General features: G+C 62.5%; 23 protein-coding genes. 14 read left to right on the forward strand and 9 right to left on the reverse strand.

Annotated features, from left to right (window positions below; all coding sequences use genetic code 11):
- The 3 genes from CN311_RS22250 to CN311_RS22260 form a co-directional block, all read left to right on the forward strand.
- A partial coding sequence (locus CN311_RS22250) for an ATP-binding protein (protein WP_097575857.1) occupies positions 1 to 1,623 on the forward strand: 1,623 nt, incomplete at its 5' end.
- A gap of 218 nt (positions 1,624 to 1,841) precedes the next feature.
- Positions 1,842 to 5,369 carry a DNA polymerase III subunit alpha gene (dnaE, locus tag CN311_RS22255; protein WP_097575858.1) on the forward strand — a complete coding sequence of 1,176 codons (3,528 nt, stop codon included), beginning with the start codon at positions 1,842 to 1,844 and terminating at the stop codon, positions 5,367 to 5,369.
- Positions 5,370 to 5,453: 84 nt separating this feature from the next.
- Entirely contained in the window at positions 5,454 to 6,257 is an 804-nt protein-coding gene (locus CN311_RS22260; protein WP_097575859.1) for a potassium channel family protein, read from the forward strand.
- An 11-nt stretch (positions 6,258 to 6,268) separates the two neighbouring features.
- Here the strand turns inward: CN311_RS22260 and CN311_RS22265 are convergent, their stop codons facing one another.
- Positions 6,269 to 7,150 (reverse strand): DMT family transporter, encoded by an 882-nt coding sequence (locus CN311_RS22265; RefSeq protein WP_097575860.1) that lies wholly within the window; start codon positions 7,148 to 7,150, stop codon positions 6,269 to 6,271.
- 187 nt (positions 7,151 to 7,337) lie between these two features.
- On the opposite strand from CN311_RS22265, the gene CN311_RS22270 reads away from it, so the two are divergent.
- Positions 7,338 to 7,841 carry a hypothetical protein gene (locus tag CN311_RS22270; protein WP_097575861.1) on the forward strand — a complete coding sequence of 168 codons (504 nt, stop codon included), beginning with the start codon at positions 7,338 to 7,340 and terminating at the stop codon, positions 7,839 to 7,841.
- 28 nt (positions 7,842 to 7,869) lie between these two features.
- Here the strand turns inward: CN311_RS22270 and CN311_RS22275 are convergent, their stop codons facing one another.
- A complete protein-coding gene (locus CN311_RS22275; protein ID WP_097575862.1) occupies positions 7,870 to 9,198 on the reverse strand; it encodes a DNA polymerase IV in 1,329 nt (442 codons plus the stop codon).
- Positions 9,199 to 9,266: 68 nt separating this feature from the next.
- On the opposite strand from CN311_RS22275, the gene CN311_RS22280 reads away from it, so the two are divergent.
- Together CN311_RS22280 and CN311_RS22285 are read left to right on the forward strand one after the other, a co-directional pair.
- Complete coding sequence (locus tag CN311_RS22280; RefSeq protein ID WP_097575863.1) at positions 9,267 to 9,842, forward strand: GNAT family N-acetyltransferase; 576 nt, start codon at positions 9,267 to 9,269, stop codon at positions 9,840 to 9,842.
- A 94-nt stretch (positions 9,843 to 9,936) separates the two neighbouring features.
- On the forward strand, positions 9,937 to 11,466 hold the full coding sequence (locus CN311_RS22285) for a DUF2125 domain-containing protein (RefSeq protein ID WP_097575864.1): 1,530 nt from the start codon (positions 9,937 to 9,939) through the stop codon (positions 11,464 to 11,466).
- Between the two features lie 9 nt (positions 11,467 to 11,475).
- On the opposite strand, the gene CN311_RS22290 is transcribed toward CN311_RS22285, so the two are convergent.
- From CN311_RS22290 to CN311_RS33030, 3 genes are read right to left on the reverse strand one after another with little or no spacing between them, the layout of a single operon-like run.
- The gene (locus CN311_RS22290) at positions 11,476 to 12,129 is read right to left on the reverse strand and encodes a hypothetical protein (protein WP_097575865.1); all 654 of its coding nucleotides are present in this window, start codon (positions 12,127 to 12,129) and stop codon (positions 11,476 to 11,478) included.
- Positions 12,126 to 12,425: a DUF3572 domain-containing protein gene (locus tag CN311_RS22295; RefSeq protein ID WP_097575866.1), complete on the reverse strand. Its 300-nt coding sequence runs from the start codon at positions 12,423 to 12,425 to the stop codon at positions 12,126 to 12,128. Before CN311_RS22295 ends, CN311_RS22290 begins: the two co-directional genes overlap by 4 nt.
- Positions 12,400 to 12,669, reverse strand: a complete 270-nt coding sequence (locus CN311_RS33030) for a hypothetical protein (RefSeq protein ID WP_208866555.1) — start codon at positions 12,667 to 12,669, stop codon at positions 12,400 to 12,402. Before CN311_RS33030 ends, CN311_RS22295 begins: the two co-directional genes overlap by 26 nt.
- Between CN311_RS33030 and CN311_RS22300 the strand changes: the two genes are divergently transcribed.
- From CN311_RS22300 to CN311_RS22340, 8 genes are all read left to right on the forward strand, one after another.
- Positions 12,653 to 13,024, forward strand: coding sequence for a response regulator (locus CN311_RS22300; protein ID WP_010909712.1), 372 nt, complete (start codon positions 12,653 to 12,655; stop codon positions 13,022 to 13,024). The genes CN311_RS33030 and CN311_RS22300 overlap by 17 nt on opposite strands.
- Before the next feature lie 33 nt (positions 13,025 to 13,057).
- Positions 13,058 to 14,431 (forward strand): PleD family two-component system response regulator, encoded by a 1,374-nt coding sequence (locus CN311_RS22305; protein WP_097575867.1) that lies wholly within the window; start codon positions 13,058 to 13,060, stop codon positions 14,429 to 14,431.
- 498 nt (positions 14,432 to 14,929) lie between these two features.
- Positions 14,930 to 15,664 (forward strand): FadR/GntR family transcriptional regulator, encoded by a 735-nt coding sequence (locus tag CN311_RS22315; RefSeq protein ID WP_097575868.1) that lies wholly within the window; start codon positions 14,930 to 14,932, stop codon positions 15,662 to 15,664.
- Positions 15,661 to 16,863, forward strand: coding sequence for a PLP-dependent transferase (locus CN311_RS22320; RefSeq protein ID WP_097575869.1), 1,203 nt, complete (start codon positions 15,661 to 15,663; stop codon positions 16,861 to 16,863). Before CN311_RS22315 ends, CN311_RS22320 begins: the two co-directional genes overlap by 4 nt.
- 30 nt (positions 16,864 to 16,893) lie before the next feature.
- A complete protein-coding gene (locus CN311_RS22325) occupies positions 16,894 to 18,171 on the forward strand; it encodes an ABC transporter substrate-binding protein (protein WP_097575870.1) in 1,278 nt (425 codons plus the stop codon).
- A gap of 179 nt (positions 18,172 to 18,350) precedes the next feature.
- Positions 18,351 to 19,274 (forward strand): carbohydrate ABC transporter permease, encoded by a 924-nt coding sequence (locus tag CN311_RS22330; protein ID WP_097575871.1) that lies wholly within the window; start codon positions 18,351 to 18,353, stop codon positions 19,272 to 19,274.
- Positions 19,274 to 20,122 carry a carbohydrate ABC transporter permease gene (locus CN311_RS22335; protein WP_097575872.1) on the forward strand — a complete coding sequence of 283 codons (849 nt, stop codon included), beginning with the start codon at positions 19,274 to 19,276 and terminating at the stop codon, positions 20,120 to 20,122. The genes CN311_RS22330 and CN311_RS22335 overlap by 1 nt, the downstream gene beginning before the upstream one ends.
- A gap of 3 nt (positions 20,123 to 20,125) precedes the next feature.
- Entirely contained in the window at positions 20,126 to 21,193 is a 1,068-nt protein-coding gene (locus CN311_RS22340) for an ABC transporter ATP-binding protein (RefSeq protein ID WP_097575873.1), read from the forward strand.
- Between the two features lie 18 nt (positions 21,194 to 21,211).
- Here CN311_RS22340 and CN311_RS22345 read toward each other — a convergent pair whose 3' ends face one another.
- The 4 genes from CN311_RS22345 to CN311_RS22360 all read right to left on the reverse strand — a co-directional run bounded on the left by CN311_RS22345 (position 21,212) and on the right by CN311_RS22360 (position 23,647).
- Positions 21,212 to 21,400: a hypothetical protein gene (locus CN311_RS22345; protein WP_097575874.1), complete on the reverse strand. Its 189-nt coding sequence runs from the start codon at positions 21,398 to 21,400 to the stop codon at positions 21,212 to 21,214.
- Positions 21,401 to 21,573: 173 nt separating this feature from the next.
- Positions 21,574 to 21,741 (reverse strand): 50S ribosomal protein L33, encoded by a 168-nt coding sequence (gene rpmG / locus CN311_RS22350; protein ID WP_006201775.1) that lies wholly within the window; start codon positions 21,739 to 21,741, stop codon positions 21,574 to 21,576.
- Between the two features lie 151 nt (positions 21,742 to 21,892).
- A complete protein-coding gene (locus tag CN311_RS22355) occupies positions 21,893 to 22,351 on the reverse strand; it encodes a YqfO family protein (protein ID WP_097575875.1) in 459 nt (152 codons plus the stop codon).
- Between the two features lie 120 nt (positions 22,352 to 22,471).
- Entirely contained in the window at positions 22,472 to 23,647 is a 1,176-nt protein-coding gene (locus tag CN311_RS22360; RefSeq protein ID WP_097575876.1) for an MFS transporter, read from the reverse strand.
- Positions 23,648 to 23,663 lie beyond the last annotated feature (16 nt).

Genomic DNA, 23,663 nt, shown 5'->3' on the forward strand with positions numbered 1-23,663 from the left:
GTGCCCGGCTGGCTCGGCGTCATCGAGAATGCCGACCATGCGGAAAAGATCGCCGGTGAGATCGGTTATCCCGTGATGATCAAGGCCTCGGCCGGCGGCGGCGGCAAGGGCATGCGCATCGCCTGGAGCAAGGCCGAGGTGCGTGACGGGTTCGATCGCGCGCGGTCGGAAGCCAAAAGCTCGTTCGGCGACGATCGCGTGTTCATCGAGAAATTCGTGGTCGATCCGCGCCATATCGAGATCCAGGTGCTTGCCGACGCGCATGGCAATGCGCTTTATCTCGGCGAGCGCGAATGCTCGATCCAGCGCCGCAACCAGAAAGTCGCCGAGGAAGCGCCGTCGCCTTTTCTCGACGCCAAGACCCGGAAAGCAATGGGCGAGCAGTCGGTGGCGCTGGCCAGGGCTGTCGACTACCAGAGCGCGGGCACCGTGGAGTTCATCGTCGATAGTGAAAAGAACTTCTATTTCCTTGAAATGAATACGCGATTGCAGGTCGAGCACCCGGTGACGGAGCTCATCACCTGCATCGATCTGGTCGAGCAGATGATCCGCGTGGCATCCGGCGAAAAGCTTGCCATCAAGCAGAGCGACGTGAAGCTGAACGGCTGGGCGGTGGAAAGCCGCCTCTATGCCGAGGATCCCTATCGCAATTTCCTGCCCTCGATCGGCCGGCTGACCAGATACCGGCCGCCGGACGAGGGGCGGTTCGGCGATGTCGTCATCCGCAACGACACCGGCGTCACCGAAGGCTCCGAGATTTCAATGTTCTACGATCCGATGGTAGCCAAGCTGTGCACCTGGGCGCCGACGCGGCTCGCGGCAATAGACGCCATGTCGGAGGCACTCGACAGTTTTGTTGTCGACGGCATCGAGCACAACATACCGTTCCTGGCCGCATTGATGCAGCATCCGCGCTGGCGCGAAGGCCGGATATCGACCGCTTTTATCGCTGAGGAATATCCTGACGGCTTCGCGCCGATCGTGCCCGATAGCGAGGAGAAGGCGGTGCTGGCGTCGATCGCCACCGCGGTCGAGCTGCTGCGCCGCGACCGGCTCGACCGGCTGGGCGGACGGCTGGCGCCGCATTCGGGCGTGCTGAAGCGGGACTGGGTGGTGAAGATCGGCGACGACTATCTTTCGGCCTTGATCATCGAGGGCATGATCTCCATCCCAATGGAAATCGATCTGGCGATCGACGGCGGCAAGGCACTGACGGTGGCGTCCGGCTGGCGGCCCGGCGACCTCATCTGGCGCGGCACGGTCGGCAACCGCAGGATCGCGGCACAGATCAGGCCGGTGCCAAACGGGTTGCGCATCGCCTGGAAAGGCATGTCGGTGACGGCGCGCGCCATGCTGCCGGGCACGGCCGAACTTGAAAGGCTGATGCCGGCAAAAGTGCCGCCGGACACGTCGAAGATGCTGCTCTGTCCGATGCCCGGCCTCGTGGTGTCGATTGCCGTCACCGAGGGTCAGGAGGTCAAGGCCGGCGAGACGCTGGCCGTGGTCGAGGCGATGAAGATGGAAAATGTGCTGCGCGCCGAGCGCGACCTCACCGTGTCGAAACTCAACGCCAGGCCGGGCGACAGTCTTGCCGTCGATGCGGTGATCATGGAGTTCGCGTGACCATAGAGGGGATGCATTTGAGTGAATCTGGCATCCGCTCTGTCCATTTGTTTTAGCCGCATTTCTGCGACGCCAAGCGATTCCGCTTGGCTGCAAAGTGCTTTAGCCGCACGGCCGCCGGAAGCCTGTGGTCAGCTGTCGTTCGTACTGGACTGGCATCGTCCGGTCCCGGACAATACATCTCTATCGATTGAGTCCCTCGGGCAATACGGAAAATCATGGCGGATGACAGACTTCCACGCGACCCGCTGTTGCGTGAGGCAGCTGCAAAGGCATCGCGGCCGGAAGCGCCTGCGCGGCCGTTCATCCATCTGCGCGTGCATTCTGCCTATTCGCTGCTCGAAGGCGCCCTGCAGCTCGGCACGGTCGTCGCCCACGCGGTCAAGGACGAGTGCCCGGCAATCGCCGTGACCGACACCAACAATCTGTTCGGGGCGCTGGAATTTGCCCAGAAGGCGGTGAAGGAGGGCATCCAGCCGATCATCGGCTGCCAGACTGCTCTCGCCTTTTCCGGCGAAGCGAACGACAGCCAGCGCGACCGCAGGCGGCAAGGCCCGGACATGCGGCCGGTGGTTTTGATCGCGGCGACCGAGGCCGGTTACAGCAATTTGGTCAGACTGGTCAGCCGGGTCTATCTCGAAACGCCGCCCGGCGAAGCCGTGCATCTGACGACCGGGATGCTGGAGGGCCATTGCGACGGGCTGATCTGCCTCAGCGGCGGGCCGCGCGGGCCGATCGGCTCTGCCCTGAAGGAAGACCGTCGCGATCTTGCAGAGCAGCGGCTGCTCGCGCTCAAGGCGCTGTTCGGCGACCGGCTCTATGTCGAGTTGGATCGGGTTTCCGGCTACGACCGCGCAATCGAGAAGTCGGCAGTCGATCTGGCCTACAGCCACGACCTGCCGTTAGTCGCCACCAATGAGGCGTTTTTTTCCTCGCGCGAAGACTATGAGGCGCATGACGCGCTGATCGCCATCGCCGAGGGCTCGGTCGTCGCTGTCGACAACCGCCGTCGCCTGTCGCCCGACAACTTCCTGAGAAGCCAGGCCGACATGGCACGGCTGTTTGCCGATTTGCCGGAAGCGATCGACAACACGGTCGAGATTGCGCTGCGTTGTTCCTATTATCCGAAAACCCGCAATCCGATCCTGCCGCGTTTCACCGGCGGCGATGTCGCCGACAACGACGCCGCGGTAAAGGCGGAAGCCGACGAGCTGGCCCGCCAGGCGCATGAGGGGCTGGAAGCGCGGCTCGCCGCGCACGGCCCCACCCCGGGCTATACGGTGGAGCAATATCGCGAACGGCTCGATTTCGAGCTCGGCATCATCACCAAGATGAAGTTCCCCGGCTATTTCCTGATCGTTGCCGATTTCATCAAATGGGCCAAGGCGCAAGGCATTCCGGTCGGGCCCGGCCGCGGTTCGGGCGCCGGCTCGCTGGTCGCCTATTCCACAACCATCACCGACATCGACCCGCTGCGCTTCTCCTTGCTGTTCGAGCGCTTCCTCAACCCCGACCGCGTGTCGATGCCCGACTTCGACATCGACTTCTGCCAAGACCGGCGCGAGGAGGTCATCCGCTACGTCCAGCAGAAATACGGCCGCGACCAGGTCGGCCAGATCATCACCTTCGGTACGCTGCAGGCGCGCGCGGTGCTGCGCGACGTCGGCCGCGTGCTGCAGATGCCTTACGGCCAGGTCGACAAGCTCTCCAAGATGGTGCCGTCGAACCCGGCCAATCCGGTCAAGCTTGCGGACGCCATCGCCAACGAGCCGCGCTTTGCCGAGGAGGCCGAGAAGGAGCCGATCGTCCAGACGCTGCTCGACATGGCGCAAAAGCTGGAAGGCCTCTATCGCCACGCCTCGACCCACGCCGCCGGCATCGTCATCGGCGATAGACCTTTGTCGGAGCTGGTGCCGATGTACCGCGATCCGCGCTCGGACATGCCGGTCACCCAGTTCAACATGAAATATGTCGAGCAGGCCGGGCTGGTGAAGTTCGACTTCCTCGGCCTGAAGACGCTGACGGTGCTGGAGACGGCGGTCAAGCTGATCCGCCGCCGTGGCATCGACATCGACCTGGCGACGATACCGCTCGACGATCCGGACACCTATGCCATGCTGTCGCGCGGCGAGGTGGTCGGCGTGTTCCAGGTGGAAAGTGCCGGCATGCGCAAGGCGCTGATCGGCATGCGGCCCGACTGCATCGAGGACATTATCGCGCTGGTCGCTCTCTATCGTCCAGGCCCGATGGAGAACATCCCGACCTACAACGCCAGAAAGCATGGCGAGGAGGAGATGGCCTCGATCCACCCGAAGATCGATCACCTGGTCAAGGAGACGCAAGGCGTCATCGTCTACCAGGAACAGGTCATGCAGATCGCGCAGGAGCTTGCCGGATATTCGCTCGGCGAAGCCGACCTTCTGCGCCGCGCCATGGGCAAGAAGATCCGCGCCGAGATGGACAAGCAGCGCGAGCGCTTCGTCTCGGGCGCGGTCGAGCGCGGCGTCGGCAAGCCGCAGGCCGACTTCATCTTCGACCTTCTGGCCAAATTCGCCGACTATGGTTTCAACAAGTCGCATGCCGCGGCTTACGCGGTCGTCTCCTACCAGACGGCCTATCTCAAGGCGCATTATCCGGTCGAGTTCCTGGCCGCGTCGATGACGCTCGACATGGGCAACACCGACAAGCTCGCCGATTTCCGCCAGGATGCACTGCGCCTGGGCATCGAAGTCGTGGCGCCGTCGGTGATGACCAGTTTCCGCGCCTTCGAGGTCGGCGAGAACAAGATCTTCTATTCCCTGGCGGCACTCAAGGGCGTTGGCGATGCGGCGGTCGAGCATATCGTCGCCGCGCGCGGCGAAAAGCCGTTCAAGAGCCTCGCCGATTTCTGCGAAAGGGTCGATCCCAAGATCGTCGGCAAGCGCGTCTTCGAAAGCCTGATCATGGCTGGGGCGCTGGATTGCTTCGGCCATGACCGCGCCGCGATGATGGCGGGTGTCGAACGGATGATGGGGCTGGCGTCGCTGGCGCAGCAGAATGCCGTCTCCGGCCAGGCCGACATTTTCGGCGCTTCGCTCGGCGCGCAGTCGCAAGCGCTCAACCTGCCGGCGACCGATCCTTGGCTCGCCGCCGACCGCCTGCACCGCGAATTCCAGGTGGTCGGCTTCTATCTGTCGGCGCACCCGCTCGACGAGTACAAGGCGGCATTGCAGAAGATGCGGGTTCAGAATTGGAGCGAGTTCTCTGCCGCCGTCAAAAGGGGGGCTGCGGCCGGCCGGCTTGCCGGCACCGTCACCACCAAGCAGGAACGCAAGACGCGCACCGGCAACAAGATGGGCGTCGTGCAGTTCTCCGACAATTCGGGCCAATATGAGGCGGTGCTGTTCTCCGAAGGCCTGGCGCAATACCGCGATCTTCTGGAGCCTGGCCGCTCGGTGGTGATCACCGTTTCGGCCGAAGACAGGCCGGAAGGTGTCAATTTGCGCATCCAGACCGTGCAGTCGCTGGAAGACGAGGCAAGCCGCGTCCAGAAGGCGCTGCGCATCTTTGTCAGGAACGACCGGCCGGCGTCGGCGATTCAATCGCAGCTTACCCAGCGTGGCGACAGTCAGGTGAGCATTATCGTTATCAAGGAAGAGGCGCAGGGCGAGGTCGAGATCGAACTGCCCAACCGTTACCGCGTCTCGCCACAGATCGCGTCGGCCATGCGGGCGGTGCCGGGCGTGGTGGAAGTGGAACTTGTCTAGGGTCATGATCCACCGTGGTCGCGATGCCCAACCATCGCCCGGCAAGGCTGGACGGCCGTCGCCGCGAACGGTATCGCAGTCGTCATGAAGGCGCCAGGCAGCGACGGAGTGCAGGATCTTTCGGCCGTGACGCGACTGCGCGATACGTTGCGCAAGCTTTATCACGGGCGCACGCCGGCGGCCTTCCGGTTTCAGATGGCCGCAATTTTCGTCGATCTTGCCATCATCGCCTTCTTCATCGCCACACCGGTGATCCAGCAATCGCCGTCGTTCCTCTGGCTAGATTATTCGGTGGCAGCCCTTGTTGCCGCCGACATGATTGCCCGGCTGCTTGCCTCCAACGACATGCTGCGCCTGATGAAACAGCCGACGTCGTGGGTCGACGCCTTCATCCTGCTAACGCTGCTGATGCCCACGGCGCTGGCCAATCTGGGTTTTCTGCGCATATTGCGGCTGTGGTCGCTGTCGCGCAGCGGCGCGCTGTGGCGGTTTTTCGAGATGCGCGGCTTCAAAAAATGGCGCGAGGCGAGCCACGCGGTCATCAATCTCCTGACATTCCTCCTTGTCATCACCGGCTTCGTCTACACCTTCTTCTTCCGCACCGGGACCGGTGTCGAAGGCTATGTCGACGCGCTTTATTTCACCGTCGCCACGGTGACCACGACCGGATTCGGCGACATCGTCCTGCCGGGGATATCGGGCAAGCTTACCGCGATCGTCACCATGATCATCGGCATATCGCTGTTCGTCAGGCTTGCGCGGGCGCTCTTCCGTCCCGCCAAGGTCTTTTTTCCTTGCCCGCAATGCGGACTTCAGCGGCACGAGCCCGACGCCGTTCACTGCAAGGCCTGCGGGCACGCACTCAAGATACCCGACGACGGCGATTGAGCCCCAAGGCACTATGATACCGCGATCTCCGCGGGTTTCGTCGCTCTACGTTGCAGGTTGAGCAGATTGCCCATCAGGATCAGCAAGGCGCCACCGGCGGTGAAGGCGTCGATCTGCTCGTGATAGAGCAGCCAGCCGATCACCGCCGACAGCGGCACGCGCAGGAAATCCATCGGCGAGATGACCGTGGCGTCGGCATAGCCGAGCGCCCGGGCCATGCAAAAGTGCGACGACATGCCGGTGAAAGCGATCAGCACGATCCACGGCCACAGTTCGAGCGGCGGGTTGCGCCACTCGTAGAGTGCCGGGACAAGGCCGATAACCGACTGGATGACCAGCATCCAGAAGATGATGCGCACGACGCTGTCCGTCTTCGTCAGCGATTTGACCAGGACCACCGAGATGCCGAAGCAGACCGCGGCGCCCAGGACGACAACATATCCCGGATTAACGGCGCCTATGCCTGGACGCACGATGATCACCACGCCGATCAGCCCGAGCACGATCGCCGCAAGCCTTGGCCGAGAGAGCCTTTCGCCGAGGAAACCGACCGCCAGAATGGCCGTCCAGATCGGTGTCGTGAATTCGATGGAGATCAGCACACCGAGCGGAATCAGCGTCAGCGCGTAAAGCCATGCTGCCTGGCCTGTATAGTGGATGACGTTGCGTGCGATATGGGCGACGGGCCGTTTGGTGCGCATCGCTGCAAAGCCGCCTGATGCCATCACCAGCGGCAGCAGGATGAGAAGGCCGATCACCGAGCGCAGTTCCAGCACCTGGAAGACGTTGAGCTCGGCGGTCGTGGCGCGGCCGGCGACCGACATCGCCAGGAATGAGGCGACCGACAACGCCATCCAGAACGCGGCCTTCGGGATCGAGGGTGAGGGTGCCATGCGCGCTATGTCGCAAGCCGAGGCTTTTCCCGCAACCGCTAGGCGACGCATTCGACTGGGCCAGAACCGGCGCGTTGCAAAACAGTCATGTTGAAAGCGGAACCTGCCGCAGCGGCAGGCGTTGAGTCGCAGTATTTGCCAAATTCGCTGAAATTCTGTCTTTACGGTAACAACGGGGAGAGGTTTTATGAAATCATTCTCGCTATCTATATTTGCCGGCTGCTTGATGGCTGCGGGTACGGCGCATGCCGACGATGCCAGTTTCCTGAACTCGTTCCAGGGGAGTTTCGCCGGCAAAGGCATCGTCAAGGTGACTACCGACGCGCCGACAGTGAACGTCTCCTGCACCTTCAGTTCCGATGCGACATCGACCTCGCTGTCCCTGGATGGCAAATGCCGCGGGCTTGTCGTGGTGACACGAGCCATCAGCGCGGATCTGAAGTCGAGCGGGGCGAAATACACCGGCGTCTATGTCGGGTCCCGCACCGGGCCGGCGCAGCTCAACGGCAGCCGATCCGGTGATGCCATCAATCTCGGCATAAGCTGGGCGAAGGAGGTCAATGGCGATCGCAAGGCGCGGCTCACGGTCGAGAAGAACGGCGAGGACGGGATGCGGCTCACCGTTACCGACGTCGACCCGAAAACCGGCAAGACTGTGGTGACCAGCCGGATCGATCTCAGACGCACTTGAGCTCGGATGGAGTCGCCGCCGGCCGGTGTCAGTCGTCGATCGGCTCGGGCGGATGGGCGTTGCGGCCCTTGCCGAAGGTATAACCTGTTTCCACGGCCTTCTTGCCGAACTTGTCGCGCAGCGCGTCGATGGCGCCTTCGGCCATGGCGCGCTTGCGCGACCGGACGTCGACCAGATCGGGCGGATCGGCCTTTTTGTCGTCGCAGAGGTCGCTGACGCCGATGCCGAGCAGCCGGTATTTCGTCCCGTCCGCCTCTCGGCGCAACAGGTCGAGGCCGGTCGAGAAAATCCGGTCGGCCAGCCGGGTCGGGTCGCCGAGCTGGCGGTTGCGCGTGCGGGTCTTGAAATCCTGGGTCTTCAGCTTCAGCACGACTGTGCGCCCGGCAATGCCGGATTTCCTCAGCCGCGCCGAGACCTTTTCCGACAGCGCCCTCAGCACCGAGACCAATTCGTCCAGCGAGGCGATATCGGTATCGAAAGTGGTTTCGGCAGATACGCTTTTCGCATCCTGGTCGGGGTGGACGCGGCGGTCGTCCTCGCCGCGCGAAAGCCGGTAGAGCCGGTCGCCCATCACGCCATAACGATGCATCAGGTCGCCGCGCTCCATGCGCTGCAACTGGCCGATTGTGCGGATGCCGTCCCGCTCGAGCGCGGCCTCGAAGGCCTTACCCACGCCCCAGATCAGCGTCACCGGCTGCCCGGCCAGAAAGCCCGGCGCCTCGGCCTCGCCGATCACCGAGAAGCCGCGTGGCTTGCGAAAATCCGACGCCACCTTGGCCAGGAACTTGCAGTAGGAAAGGCCCGATGACACGGTGATGCCGATTTCCTTCTCCACGCCGAGCGCAAAGCGCGCCAGCACCACCGCCGGCGGCAGGCCATGCAAACGCTCGGTGCCGGCAAGGTCCAAAAATGCCTCATCGATGGAGATCGGCTCGACCAGCGGTGTTAGTGCTTGCATCAGGGCTCGCACTTCGCGGCCGACACGGGCATATTTCTCCATGTCTGGCGGCATGACCACCGCTTCCGGACAGGCTTCGAGCGCCTTGAACATCGGCATGGCCGAGCGCACGCCGTGGATGCGCGCGATGTAGCACGCAGTGGACACGACGCCGCGCTTGCCGCCGCCGATGATCAACGGCCGGTCCTTCAGCGCCGGGTTGTCGCGCTTTTCGATGGCTGCGTAAAACGCGTCGCAGTCGATATGGGCAAGATGCAGCTTGTAGAGCTCGGGATGGCGGGCAAGCCGCGGGCTGCCGCAGCGTTCGCAGCGTCGCGCCTCGCCGCGCTGGAAGGTCAGGCAGTCGCGGCAAAAACCGTGATCGGGATTGTTGACAGGAGCCGCCATCGATGCGAACATAAAGAGAACAAACGCAATGGTACGTCAGGACGGAGGCCGCGACAAGGCGGCTGGCCGGGAGAGAGTTCATGAATACGACCATCGCGCCCCTGGCGCCCAAGCTTTGGGCGGATTTCGAGGATCTTTTCGGCAAGCAGGGCGCCTGTTACGGCTGCTGGTGCACGCATTTCCGGCTGGCGCCGGCGGTGCGGCGCGCGAGCGACAAGGAGCGCAACAAGGACCACATCAAGGCCCGGATCGAGGTTGGGCCACCACCTGGCGTGCTGGCATTCGAGGATGGCAAGGCGGTCGGCTGGATGCAGATCGGTCCGCGCGCCGACGTGCCGGAGTGGAACAATAAGGGCAGGGGGTCGGCCCCCGTCGACCCAGCCGATGCCACCGACCCGGGTGTCTGGGCAATCTCCTGTTTCTTCATCCGGGCCAAGGCGCGGGGCAGGGGCGTGTCGCACCGGCTGGTCGCGGGCGGCATCGAGTTTGCCCGCCAGAACGGCGCGCGGCTGGTCGAGGCCTGCCCGATGGACCTGTCGAAAGACTCGCGCTCGATCGGCCTGTTCGTCGGTTCATCGCGGGTTTTCGAGAAGGCGGGCTTCGAACGGCTTGTGGAACGCAAAGCGGGCAGGCCGCTGATGCGGCTGGTGCTTTAGCCGGATGCTCTTGGCCTACAGTTGGCGTCTTGCGGCTGTAACGCTGTTTCACTAACACAAGCAATGATTTGGCCCGAGACAACGGAGAACCGACGTGAAGCGTGTATTGCTATTTGTTCTCGCCGTCGCGTTTAGCGCACCCGCTTTCGCCCAGTCCGTCGACAGCCAAGGCGCGAAGAAGCTTACCGATGATCTGGCACATTATTTCGGCAGGCAGGGGTTCGATATCGGGCTGTTGAAAATCACTGCCGACGGCGATGCGTACAAACTCGCCGTCGATGTCAAGCCGCTCGTCGCTTTGCTGTCGAAACAGGATTTCTTCAAGTTCGACGTCACGCCTTACGACATGCGGGTCAAGCCGCGCCAGGACGGGCAGTGGGACGTATCGGCGGATACGTCGCTGAACGGATCGTTCGATTTCAAGGGGCCTCAAGGACCGCAGCACATCGACTTTTCGGTGTCGAACAACAAGTTCACCGGTGTGTATGATCCGGCCCTGGCGGCCTTCGTCAGCGCCACGGGGTCAATGGACGCCATGACGATGAAAACCCGGGAGCCGAAGCAAGAGGCCGATGTCTCTGTCGGTGCCGGCACCGCCACGCTAAATTCGACGAAATCGGCGAACGGCGGCATCGATTTCACTGTCGCGGAAAAGATCTTGAATTTTGCTGAAGTCCTTAAAATCAACGATCCCGAGCGCGGGTTGAATTTCCCGGTCACCCTCAATTCGCCGGAACTTTCGGTGCATGCGAACGGCAAGGGTGTTCGGACAAAGGCGTTGATGGATCTGCTTGCTTTTGCCGTCGCTAATCAAGACGAGGCGAAACTGAAAGCAAATCAGGCGGAACTTAAGTCACGTCTCCTTGCGGCCTTGCCTGTCTGGGAAAGAATCGATGGAACGTACGCCTTCAAGGATTTCGCAATGGAGAGCCCGTTCGGCAAGTGGGGTGCGAAGCAGTTGGATTTGGCTAGCGGCCTGGATGGCGTCTCCCAGAACGGCAAGATCAACTATGGGATCAAGGCCTCCGGCCTGACGATCCCCCGGCAATTGCTGCCTGCCTGGACTGGTCCACTGGTGCCGACGGATATTGACCTCAACTTCGGCGGCGCCAATATCGATCTCGATACGATGGCGAAGAAGACGATCGAAGCCTTTGATCTCAATCAGACTCTGCCGTTGCCGGGGGAATTCGGCAAGGCTTTGGTCGCCGACTTCAAGGCCAAGAAACCCAAAGTAGTCCTCGGCCACTCGACCGTGAAGAATGGCGACGTCGAAGTCACCATGGAAGGCGAGATGGCTTTCCAGGGCGGCGAAAAGCCTGATGCAACCGTGACCGTCGCTGTGGCCGGCTACGACAGGATCGTCGATGTCCTGAAGGAGGGCGCGAAAAGCGACCAGCAGGCGGCGCAAGCCTTCCCCTTCGCCCTGGCCGTCAAAGGTTTCGGCAAGACGCTGCCGGACGGCCGGCTGGAATGGGTGATCAACACCAAGGCCGATGGCTCGGTCACCGTCAACGGCGCCTTGTTGAGGCGGGCCGATGCCGTTCGGGATAGCGCCGCGGGCCAAGATGACGGCTCGGGCCAGGGCGAGGATGGCGGGGCAGGACCTAAGTTGCAGCCCTGAGCGCTCGCACTAAAGCCCCAGAGCGCTCGCGATCTTCGGCGTGGCGTCGTGCCAGTCCTCGACGACGGTGATACCGTCCGGCACCGGCGGCAGGAAGGCACGCAGCGAGTTGTCTGCCATCAGGTGGAAGAGGTGCGCGTCGGCGACCGAGCCCCGCACCGACACCAGATTGGACGGCTGATCGTCGACGAAGGCGACCGGTCGGTCCTTGTTGCCGCGTAATTTGGCCACCGCCGGCCCCTTGGCCATTTCGGTGGTCAAAAGCGGATAGTTGAGCCCGAGCGCGTCGAGATGGGCGCGGCGCACGGCACGATGCTTGTGCGGCATGGCCGTCAGCAGGACGATCTCGGCGCTGTCGCCAATCGCCGCAAGAGCATCCTCGGCACCGTCGGTGATGCTTTGCCAGTCGGCCTGCGCGTCGAAGAACTCACCCAGAAGTGTCGTCACCTCGGGCTGTTCGATCAGACGGCCGCTCGCCGTTTCGGCGATGTTGCCGGTGAGACGGAAGGAAGCGAGCGTCAGGCCGAAGCCGCGTGCCTGGAGAAAATGCGGAAAAGGCCGGATGAATTCGAGCACGACATCGTCGACATCGAGCACCAGCAACGGCCGGTCATCGGCGGCAAGTTCCTCGATCTGTCGCGCGGTTTCGGGATCGTCGCTCATATGGAATGCTCGTGATTGTCGTCGCCCAGCGGCAACGCCCTCAGTGCCTTGCCGATGGCGGCCGGCGGCGTGCCGGTTTCCTCGGCAAACCGCATTAGCGTCGGCTCGTGGGCGAGGATGAATTGCAGCACGCCGGCCAAAAAACCCGGCTCGCCGGCCGCCCGGCGGACCGAATGCGCCTCGATACCGGTGATTGCCAGGAAGCGGGGCAGAAGCTCCGGGTCCGCGGCAACGAAGCCCAATGCCTTCACGGCAATGGTTTCGGCCTCCTCACGCATTGACGATGCGTTTGCCATCGCTACCTTCTCTGGGATGGAATGAGTCTCTTTTCGCAGTAGTCGCAAGTGCCGCCCGCGGCAAGCTCTTCGATGGGGCGTTCGAAGTGGAAACCGAACGGCTTTTGCGGCTGCCGGTTTGCGTTTCATCAATCTTATTGCCGTATTGTGAGCAAGGTTTGGTGCGTTTCGTCAGGGGCGCATGACGGCAGCCTTCGAGCGGAAGGTCGAGCCGGAACGGGAAATCGATGCCAAAGAAGGTCATGATCGTCGAGGACAATGAGCTCAATATGAAGCTCTTTCGGGACCTCATCGAAGCAAGCGGCTACGAAACGGTGCGCACGCGCAACGGTCTGGAAGCCCTGGATCTGGCGCGAAAGCATCGGCCGGACCTGATCCTCATGGATATCCAGTTGCCCGAAGTGTCGGGGCTGGAAGTGACCAAGTGGCTGAAGGAGGACGATGATCTCCATGTCATCCCGGTCATTGCCGTCACCGCCTTCGCGATGAAGGGCGACGAGGAGCGCATCCGCCAGGGTGGCTGCGAGGCTTATATTTCGAAGCCGATCTCGGTGCCGCGTTTCATCGAAACCATCAAATCCTACCTGGGCGATGCCTGATGCGCCCTTTCAGCCGAGCCGGAGCTTTATGAGATGACCGCACGGATCCTCGTCGTCGACGACATCCCTGCCAATGTGAGGCTGCTCGAGGTCCGGCTGCTCGCCGAATATTTCGAGGTGCTGACCGCCACCAATGGGCCGGACGCGATCGAAACCTGCGAAAACGGCAAGGTCGATGTCGTGCTGCTCGACGTGATGATGCCTGACATGGATGGGTTCGAGGTCTGCCGGCGGCTGAAGAGCGATCCGGCGACATCGCATATCCCGATCGTCATGATTACCGCGCTCGACCAGGTTTCGGACCGGGTGCGCGGGCTCGACGCCGGCGCCGACGATTTTCTGACCAAGCCGGTCAACGATCTGCAACTGATGACGCGCGTCAAAAGCCTGGTCAGGCTGAAGACGCTGACCGACGAACTGCGCCTGCGCGCCTCGACCACCCGCAACATCGGCATCGAGGAGCTTCTGAGCCGCAATTTTGCCACCGAAGACACGATGCCGAAGGTTCTCTTGATCGACGAGCGTCAATCTTCCTTCGAGCGCATTCAGAAAATGCTGCGCGATAGCGCCGATCTCGACATTGCCACCGATCCGCATGCCGGCTTCTTCCAGGCCGCCGAGACACCTTACGAATGCGTGATGATCTCGACGGCCTTCTCCGATTTCGATCCGCTGAGGCTTTGTTCGCAATTGCGCTCGCTCGATCGCACCCGTTTCCTGCCAATCATCCTTCTGGCGGAGCAGGGTGAGGAGGGACGCCTCGTGCGCGGCCTTGAACTCGGCATCAACGACTATCTGATGCGGCCGATAGACCAGCAGGAACTGACCGCGCGGCTGCGCACGCAGATCCGCCGCAAGCGCTACAACGACCAGCTCCGCGCCAGCGTCACCCAGACCATCGAGATGGCGGTGACCGATGGGCTGACCGGGCTGCACAACCGCCGTTATCTCGACAGCCATCTGCAGACGCTGTTCGACCGCGCCGTGGCGCGGCGACGGCCGCTGTCGGTGATGATCACCGATCTCGATCGCTTCAAGGCCATCAACGACGCGCATGGCCATGACGGCGGCGACGACGTGCTGCGCGAATTCGCGCGGCGGCTGCGCAAGAATGTGCGCGGCATCGACCTTGCTTGCCGTTTCGGCGGCGAAGAGTTCGTCGTGGTGATGCCGGACACGGATGGCGTGGTCGCCGAAAGGGTTGCGGAGCGGATTCGCGCCGAAATCGCCCAGATGCCGTTTGCCATCGGTTCCGAGGGCGAGACGATCGAAGTCACCGTCAGCGTCGGCGTATCATCGGTGCTGAAGGGCGTGGACACAGTGGCGGGATTGATGAAGCGCGCCGATCTGGCGCTCTACGAAGCCAAGAGCGGCGGCCGCAACCGCGTCGTCGCCAAGGCAGCGTAGCGCCGACGTTCGATTATCCAGTCAGTGCGACAGGGTTACGCATTTACCTTAACGCAAGCGATTCCCGTTGCTTGGTTAAGAAATGGTTGATTTTCCTGAGGTGTTGCGCAAATGTGCAGACCAATGAAGGAGCCGGCGCGAGGGTAGTTCGCCGGATCGATCCGAAGAATACCCCATGATTCTCAGGTCCGCCGCATCTCCTGGGTCCGTGGGGTCGGCCGGCCGGCGCTGGCACATAGTGGCCTCCTCGTACCGCTGCCAAACGCCGACCGGCCCCCTTTCCAAATGACATCAGGATTCTGTGCCAAACCCCGGAACACCATGGGTTTTTGTCGTGAGCATGGCGAAGCCAGCTTTCAGAAAAGCCGCTCTGGCATGAATCTCGGCCTTGCCCCTGGATTTGGCGTAGGCCTCGGCGTCGTCTGAGGCCGATTGACATGGCCTTCCTTCCATGCAGAAATTGGTTGGACCATTGAACCACTTCGAGCAATCCTTGACGTGACCGAGTTCAGCCTTCCGCCGATACAGACGACTGCTCGTGACGACGCGGTGCTGAAGGCACTCGCCGGCTTCGTCATGCAGGAAGCGCTGCGTCCAGGCCAAAGACTGCCGACCGAACGGATTCTCGCCGAGCGCCTCAAGGTCAGCCGCAACACCGTGCGCGAGGCGCTGACGCGCTGGGAGGGGCTCGGTCTCGTCGAGCGACGGCAGGGCAGCGGCACCTATCTCAAGGCGGCCGTCTCACCCGATATGCTGCACATGCCGCTGACGCTCGCCGGCGGCAATGATTTCACCGGCCTGATGCGGACGCTCGAAATCCGCCGCGCACTGGAGGCCGAGGCCGCCGCCCTTTGTGCCATCCGCGCCGGCAAGGCCGAGATAGCCGAGATCGGGCGCAAGCTCGACCTCATGGAAGAGGCTTTTCACAGCCGCGCCGGCATGTCGGCGGAGGAAGACTGGGAGTTCCACCAGGCTGTCTACCGCGCCTCCGGCAACCCGCTGTTCGAGCAGATCATCGCCGCCATGCACGAACTCTTCCACCGCTTCTGGGAGCACCCGCTCGGCGTGCGTGACTTCGGCCATGCCAGCTTTCCCTACCATCGCACCATCTACGAACGCATTGCCGCGCACGACCCGGACGGCGCCCGGGCCGAGGCGCTGAAGCTGATCGCCACCGTCGAGGACGATCTGAAGCGCGGCGCGGCCAATCTCAAACTTTCGGACCTGAAATGAACGAGTACCCCACCACTTTCGACCCAGGCACTTTCGGCAGCGACTATCTCGCCGAGGCGGCGACGCTTCTGGCGCATGACGAACCGTTCCCCGGCGGCGCGGTGGTGCCGCCGATCTACCAGACTTCGCTGTTCACCTTCGCCAATTATGCCGAGATGGCCGACACTTTCGCCGGCCGAAGGAAGCAGCCGATCTATTCGCGCGGCGACAATCCGACGGTCATGGAATTCGAGGCGCGTGTCGCGGCCCTTGAAGGGGCCGAAGCAGCGCGTGGTTTTTCCAGCGGCATGGCGGCGATCAGCGCCACGGTGCTTGCCTTCGTCGGCGCCGGCGAGCGCATCGTTGCCGTGCGCAACTGCTATGGCGATGCCTATCGGCTGTTCGAACGGCTGTTCCCGCGCCTCAACATCAAGGTCGACTATGTCGACGGTTCCGATCCGGATGCGGTGGCGGCCGCTCTTCCCGGCGCCAAGCTACTCTATCTGGAAAGCCCGACCTCGATGATGTTCGAGTTGCAGGACATCACGCATCTGGCGCGGCTGGCCAAGGAGCAGGGCATCGTCACCACCATCGACAATTCCTGGGCGACACCGGTGTTCCAGAAGCCGATCCTGCACGGCGTCGATCTCGTCCTGCATTCGGCCTCGAAATATCTTGGCGGCCACAGCGACACCGTCGCCGGCGTGGTGGCGGGTTCCGCGGCGCATATCGGCCGCATCAACGAACAGACCTATTCCTCGCTCGGCGGCAAGCTTTCGCCTTTCGAGGCGTGGCTCTTGCTGCGCGGTCTGCGCACTCTGCCGCTCAGGCTGCCGCATCACATGAAGAGCGGACTGACGCTGGCCGAGCGGCTGAAAGCGCATGGCCAGGTCGAGCGGGTCAACCACCCTGCCTATTCCAACCACCCGGGCAAGGCGACGCTCGCCGGCTATGCCGGGCTGTTCTCCTTCGAGGTGACGGAGGATGTCGACATCCCAGCTTTTGTCGATGCGCTGAAGTTCTTCCGCATCGGCGTCAGCTGGGGCGGTCATGAAAGCCTGGTCGTGCCGGCCAAGGCATCGCTCGAGCAGACGCCGGGCCTGAATTCGATGGCGCGCTTCGGCGTCAGCCCCCGAACCATCCGCTTCAACGTCGGATTGGAAAGCGTCGAGGACCTTTGGGCCGACATCGCCCAGGCCTTCGACAAAGCAAAAAAATAAACGGAGCCGTTCAAAATGGGAGTACCGAACATGAAAAGACTGACGTTCATGCTTGCCGCCGTCGCCGGACTGGCAATTTCCGCAAGCGGCGCCCTGGCCGACACCACCCTCAAGATGGTCGAGGTCATCACCAGCCCGCCGCGCACCGAATTTTTGAAGAAGCAGATCGCCGAGTTCGAAACCGCCAATCCGGGCATTAAGGTCGAGCTGGTCTCGCTGCCCTGGGGCCAGGCCTTCGAGAAGTTCCTGACCATGGTGCAGGCCGGCGACACGCCAGACATCGTCGAGATGCCGGAACGCTGGATGGGCCTTTACGCCAACAATGCGCAGCTCGAGGATCTCGGGCCTTACATGGCCAAGTGGGACGACGCCAAGACGCTGGGCGAGCGCGCCAAGCAGTTTGGCTCGACCGTCAACAACACCCAGTTCATGATCCCCTACGGCTACTATGTGAACGCGCTGTTCTGGAACAAGAAATTGTTCAAGGAGGCCGGCCTCGATGGCCCGCCGGCGACGCTCGATGAATTCGTCGAGGATTCCAAGAAAATCTCGGCGCTTCCGGGCAAATACGGCTATTGCCTGCGCGGCGGCCCCGGCGCCTTCAACGGCATGCACATGTTCATGAACATCGCCGCCGGCAAGGGCGGCTACTTCAATCAAGACGGCACCTCGACCATCAACGACGAGGGCTCGGTCAAGGGCCTGCAGATGCTGGCCGACATGTACAAGAACGGCCTGGCGCCGAAGGATGCGGTAAGCTGGGGCTTCAACGAAACCGTCACCGGCTTTTATTCCGGCACCTGCGCCATGCTCAACCAGGATCCGGACGCGCTGCTCGGCATCGCCGACAAGATGAGCGCCGATGACTTCGCCGTGGCGCCATTGCCGGTCGGGCCGAGCGGCAAATCCTATCCGACACTGGGTTATGCCGGCTGGGCCATGTTCGCCAATTCCCAGCACAAGGACGATGCCTGGAAGCTGATGGCGACGCTTTTGTCGCCCAAGGACAATCTGGAATGGGCCAAGGAAGTCGGTGTCGTCCCGATCCACAACGGCGCCGACCAGGATGCCCATTTCAAGACCGAGCAGTTCAAGGGCTGGTTCACGGAGCTGAGCGATACCTCCAAATATGAAATGGTGACGCCGCCGACGCATCTGGAGAACCTCGGCAACTTCGTCGACCAGGTGGCGATCAAGAACTTCCAGGAGGTGCTGCTCGGCCAGAAGACGGCCAAGGAGGTCGCCGACCAATGGGCTGCATTCCTGACCAAGGAACAGCAGGACTGGATGGCCAAGAACAAGAAGTAGCTCTTCTCCTTCTCCCCGTTCACGGGGAGAAGGTGTCACGAAGTGACGGATGAGGGGCAGCGCCAGCTTCTGCCACCTTCGGCGCCGCGCCTCATCTGCCTGCCGGCATCTTCTCCCCGTGAACGGGGAGAAGGACGCTGCCGCCGACGCCGGCGCCCACCCTCCACCGCGAGCACCGCATGACTTACGCCGTGTCCGAAATACGATCCGCCGGCAGGCCGCGAAAGAAGCGGCTATCCCATGCCGCGATCGAGCCCTGGCTTTATCTCAGCCCGGCGATCGTGCTTCTGGTCGTGGTGCTGCTGGTGCCGCTGATCATCGGCATCAGCTATTCCTTTCGCAAATTCTCCGCCTTCAAGTCGGAATATGTCGGCCTCGGCCAGTATCAGGCCATGCTCTCGGACCAGGTGCTGGGGCAGGCGCTGGTCAACACGCTGTGGTGGACGGTCGCCAGCCTGTTCTTCCAGTTCTTCCTCGGTCTCGGCCTGGCACTGCTGCTCGACAAGCCGTTCGTTGGCCGCAAGGTGGTGCAGGCGGTGGTGTTCCTGCCCTGGGCGGTGCCGTCCTTCCTGTCGGGCCTCACCTGGGCCTGGCTGTTCAATCCGATCATCGGGCCGTTGCCGCACTGGCTTTACGCGCTGGGGCTCAAGGCCGAGCCGACCAATATCCTGTCCGATCCCGCCACCGCCATGTGGGGGCCAATCATCGCCAACATCTGGTTCGGCATCCCGTTCTTCGCCATCACGCTGCTGGCGGCGCTGAAGTCGATCCCGTCGGAACTGCATGAGGCGGCGGCCATCGACGGCGCCTCGCCGTGGCAGCGCTTCACCAAGGTGACGCTACCTTTCCTCGCGCCGACCATCGTCATCACCGTCATGCTGCGCACGATCTGGATCGCCACTTTCGCCGACCTGATCTTCGTCATGACCGAGGGCGGGCCGGCCGGCTCGACCAGTACAGTGCCGGTCTACATCTATGTCAGCGCCTTCAAGTCGCTGGACAAGGGCTATGCCTCGGCGGTGGCGGTGCTGCTGCTGGTCCTGCTGATTGCCTATGCGGTGGCGCTGATCGCCATCCGCCGCACGCTGGTGAGGCACGTCTGATGATTGCCGGACGCTCCACTTCCTCGCGACTTCTGGGTGGCATCGGACTCTATAGCGCCATCGCCGCCTACATGATCTTCGCGCTGTTCCCGATCTTCTGGACACTGAAGATATCCGTCACGCCGGAACGGCTGCTCTATTCCGAGGGCATCACCTTGTGGCCGTCGCGGACGACCTTCCAGAATTTCGTCACGGTTCTCGAAGCTTCCGACTTTCCGCGCTATTTCCTGAACAGCGTCATCGTCTCGGTGACGACGGCAGCCTTCGTCACCATCATCGCCACGCTTGCCGGCTATGCCATGTCGCGCTTCACCTTCCGCGGCAAGGCGACGCTCGCCATCCTGCTCCTGCTCACCCAGACCTTCCCGCTGGTGATGGTCATCCCGCCGATCTACCGCATCATGGGAGATCTTGGCCTGACCAACAGTCTGGTCGGGCTGATCATCATCTACACCGCCTTCAACACCGCCTTCGCCACCTTCCTGATGCAGTCCTTCTTTGACGGTATCCCCAGGGACCTCGAAGAGGCGGCGATGATCGACGGCTGCACGCGCGCGCAGGCGATGCGCAAGGTGATCGTGCCGCTGACGCTGCCCGGTATGGGCGCGACGCTCGGATTTGTGTTCACCGCCGCCTGGAGCGAGCTTTTGTTCGCCCTGATGCTGATCTCCAGCGACGCTCAAAAGACCTTCGCCGTCGGCCTGCTCACCTTTATCGGCAAGTTCGCCGTCGACTGGGGGCAGATGATGGCGGCATCGATCCTGGCGCTGATCCCGGTCTGCATCTTCTTCGCCTTCCTGCAACGCTATCTCGTCACCGGTCTCACCGCCGGTGCCGTCAAAGGATAATCGATGGCTTCCGTCACGCTGCAAAATGTCGAGAAGGATTATGGCTCACTGCGCATCCTGCACGGCGTCGACCTCGAAATCGCCGATGGCGAGTTCGTCGTGCTGGTCGGCCCGTCCGGTTGCGGCAAGTCGACCCTTTTGCGCATGATCGCCGGGCTGGAGGAGGTTTCCGGCGGCGAGATCCGCATTGGTGAGCGATTGGTCAACGACATCGCGCCGAAGGACCGTGACATCGCCATGGTGTTCCAGTCCTACGCACTCTATCCGCACATGGACGTGTCGTCGAACATGGGTTTCAGCCTGCTCCTGAAGAAGGCGGAGAAGACGACGATTGACACCAGGGTGGGTGCGGCCGCCAAGCGCCTCGGCCTCGACAGCTTCCTGCAACGCCTGCCGCGCCAGCTCTCCGGCGGCCAGCGCCAGCGCGTCGCCATGGGCCGCGCCATCGTGCGCGACCCCAAGGTTTTTCTTTTCGACGAACCTTTGTCCAATCTCGACGCCAAACTGCGCGTCCATATGCGCGCCGAGATCAAGGCGCTGCACCAGCAGCTCAAGACAACCTCGGTCTATGTCACCCACGACCAGATCGAAGCCATGACCATGGCCGACCGCATCGTCGTCATGCATGACGGCTTCGTCCAGCAGGTCGGCCATCCCTTGGAACTCTACGACCGGCCGTCCAACATCTTCGTCGCCGGCTTCATCGGCTCGCCCGGCATGAATTTCCTGCCGGCGACGGTCAGCAAGGGCGGCAAGGTCGACGCCGTGCTGGCCGATGGCCAGAAGCTCCGATTGCCGGATGGCCTGCCGTTGCAGGACGGTGACGCAATCACCGTCGGGCTGCGGCCGGAGCATATCCAGCTTGCCGAAGGCGGGGGGCTCGAGGCCGAGGTCGAAGTGGTCGAGCCGCTTGGCCTCTCGACCCAGTTCTATGTTCAAATGGCCGGCCAGCAGCTCTGCGTCTTCGTTATGGGGCGCAGCACTATCAGGCCGGGCGACAGGGTGCGGCTGTCAGCCGAACCGGCGGCGCTGCATATCTTCGATCCGGCAAGCGGAAACCGCGTCGGATAGAAAGACCTCACTCGGTGCCTATGAGCGGTGGGTAGTTTGGCGTGCAGAGAGTGCTGGAGGGCCGATCGTCACTAAGCGGTGTGCAGCCTCGATCAGACGCCGTTGCCCGCGAATCCTGATAAGCAGCGCGATGTTCTCGCCCAGCATTTCTTCTGTGCGTTCGAGCGCAAACTCGGTCCGGTTGATGCGTTCCCTGGCATTGGCCATCGCGCAATCGTGGGTTCCATGGTGTTCGTCATGATTTATTAACTCAGGGCGGACCGGTTCGTTCCCTCGAAAGGTCAGCGCCACGCTGTTGGGATCGAACGGCAGCCCTGGCTGATTTAACAAACGAAAACGCCGCCCTGAGGCGGCGTTTCGGTAATGCGAAGGAAACCGGATTACTTGATCTTGGTTTCCTTGAATTCGACGTGCTTCTTGGCGACCGGATCGTATTTGCGGAATGACAGCTTGTCCGTCTTGGTGCGGCTGTTCTTGCTGGTTACGTAGAAGAAACCGGTGTCGGCAGTCGACAGAAGCTTGATCTTGATGTTTGCGGCTTTGGCCATGATATCAGTCCATTAATGTTCGTGGGGTTGGCCGCTGGAGCACGGGGGAAACGCCCAGACGCGGGAAACTTGGCGCGACACATAAAGAATATGCCCGGAAAGTCAAGCCCGGGCGAACCTCAGCCACATCCAATGCGCGTATCTTGGAGGTTCAAGCGTCTTCCTTGATCGAAGCAGTCGCTTTCTTCCAATCGCCCGTCGTGTTCCACCAGCGGTTCGGATTGGAGCGGTCATCAAGGCCCTTCGAGCGGCTGGCAAGCAGCGGCTGAATGCGGATCACCGGCTCCTGGTAGGAGTGCGCCTGGTAAATCGCCTCGACGACGCGCTCGGCCAGCCGCTGGTCGTCAGCCAGTTCGAACGACACTTCGACGGTGCCCGGCCGCTCCCGCAAGACCGTCTCGGCGCCGGCGGCCGCACCTTCGAGTGGCCGGTAGCGCTCGATGCCGCCCGCCGACTGGAAGGCATTGCTGTCATACTTGCCCATGCCGAGCGGGGTGATCGCGGTCACCGCTTCCATGATGCGGTCGACGTCGGCGGCGGGCGCCTGAAAGCTGACGAGCAGCAGCAATTCCATCCGCACCGATTTCGTTTCAAAACCACTGTCGATCATCTGATATCTCCCTGCTGATGGTGGTTTGGAGCGTTGATATAGCAGGGGTGCTACTGACACGGTGATGTCAGCAGCCTGCCGCAGGATGCCGCGAAGAAGGGGATTGGCGACGGCGTCGCGCTACAGGATTTTCCGCACGAGCCTGAAGGCGACCAGAGCGATATAGGAGGCGAAGAACAGGCCGAGCGACCAGCCGAAGCCGGACGGGCCGAACGCATCCATGCCGATGCCGATCGCTTGCGGACCAAGCACCATGCCGACGCCGTAGCACAGCACGAAGGCGGCGTTGGCCGAAGCCAGTTCGTGGCCGGAAAGCTGCGAGCCGAGATGCGCAAGGCCGATCGTGTACATGGCCGCGACGACGCCGCCCCAGACGAACAGAAGTGCGGCCATCAGGTGCCAATTCTGGGCAAAGAACGGCATGAAGACGGTGCCGGCGAGGCCGACGGTGGCGCAGGCGAGCAGCAGATAGCGGCGGTCGCTGACGCGGTCGCTGATCATGCCGATGGGTATCTGCAGCAACACATTGCCGAGACCGATCATGGTCAGGAGCAGCGCGGCATCGGCTTCTGAATAGCCGATGCGGCTGCCGTAGATCGGGAACAGAGCAAAGCCGCCGGTCTCGACGGCGCCGAACACCAGTACGGCCGCAGTCGCCGTCGGCACCAGCCAGATGTAGCGCAGGAAATTGCTGGTTTCGCCGTCGGAGACGATTGTCGGGCTCTCGTTGCGTGCGGCGAGCACCGGTATTGCGGCCAGCGTCACCAAGCCGATGATGACGCCGAAGGGCCTGAAGCCGGAGCTGCCGAGATGGGCGAACAGCCATGGTCCGGCGGCAAAGCCGAGCGACAGGACGGTGGCGTAAATGCCGAGCACAAGACCACGCCGGTGCGGCGGCGCCGATGTGCTGATCCAGAATTCCGACAGGATGAACAGCACCGTCAAGGCGATATGCAGCACGATGCGCAGCGGAAACCACATCCAGAAATCCGGCGCGAAATGGAAGCCGATGAACGCCAGCGCACCGGCGGCAATCATGGCAATCATGGTCCAGGCGACGCCGAACCGCATGGCAAGCGGGGTGGCAAGCGGCGCGCCGGCGATCGAGGCCAGGCCGGCGACCGCGGTGTTGAGGCCGATCATCGACGCCGAATGACCGCGCGATTCCAGGATGACGCTGAGCAGCGGCATGCCGAGGCCGATGGCGATGCCGACGACGCTGATCGACGAGATCGCCGCGACCATCGGCAACCAGTGTACGCGTTCCTCGCCCTTTTGCTGGGTATCGACCGTCATGGGATGCGGATGCTCT

The sequence above is a fragment of the Mesorhizobium sanjuanii genome, from assembly GCF_002529485.1.
Taxonomy (GTDB): domain Bacteria; phylum Pseudomonadota; class Alphaproteobacteria; order Rhizobiales; family Rhizobiaceae; genus Mesorhizobium; species Mesorhizobium sanjuanii.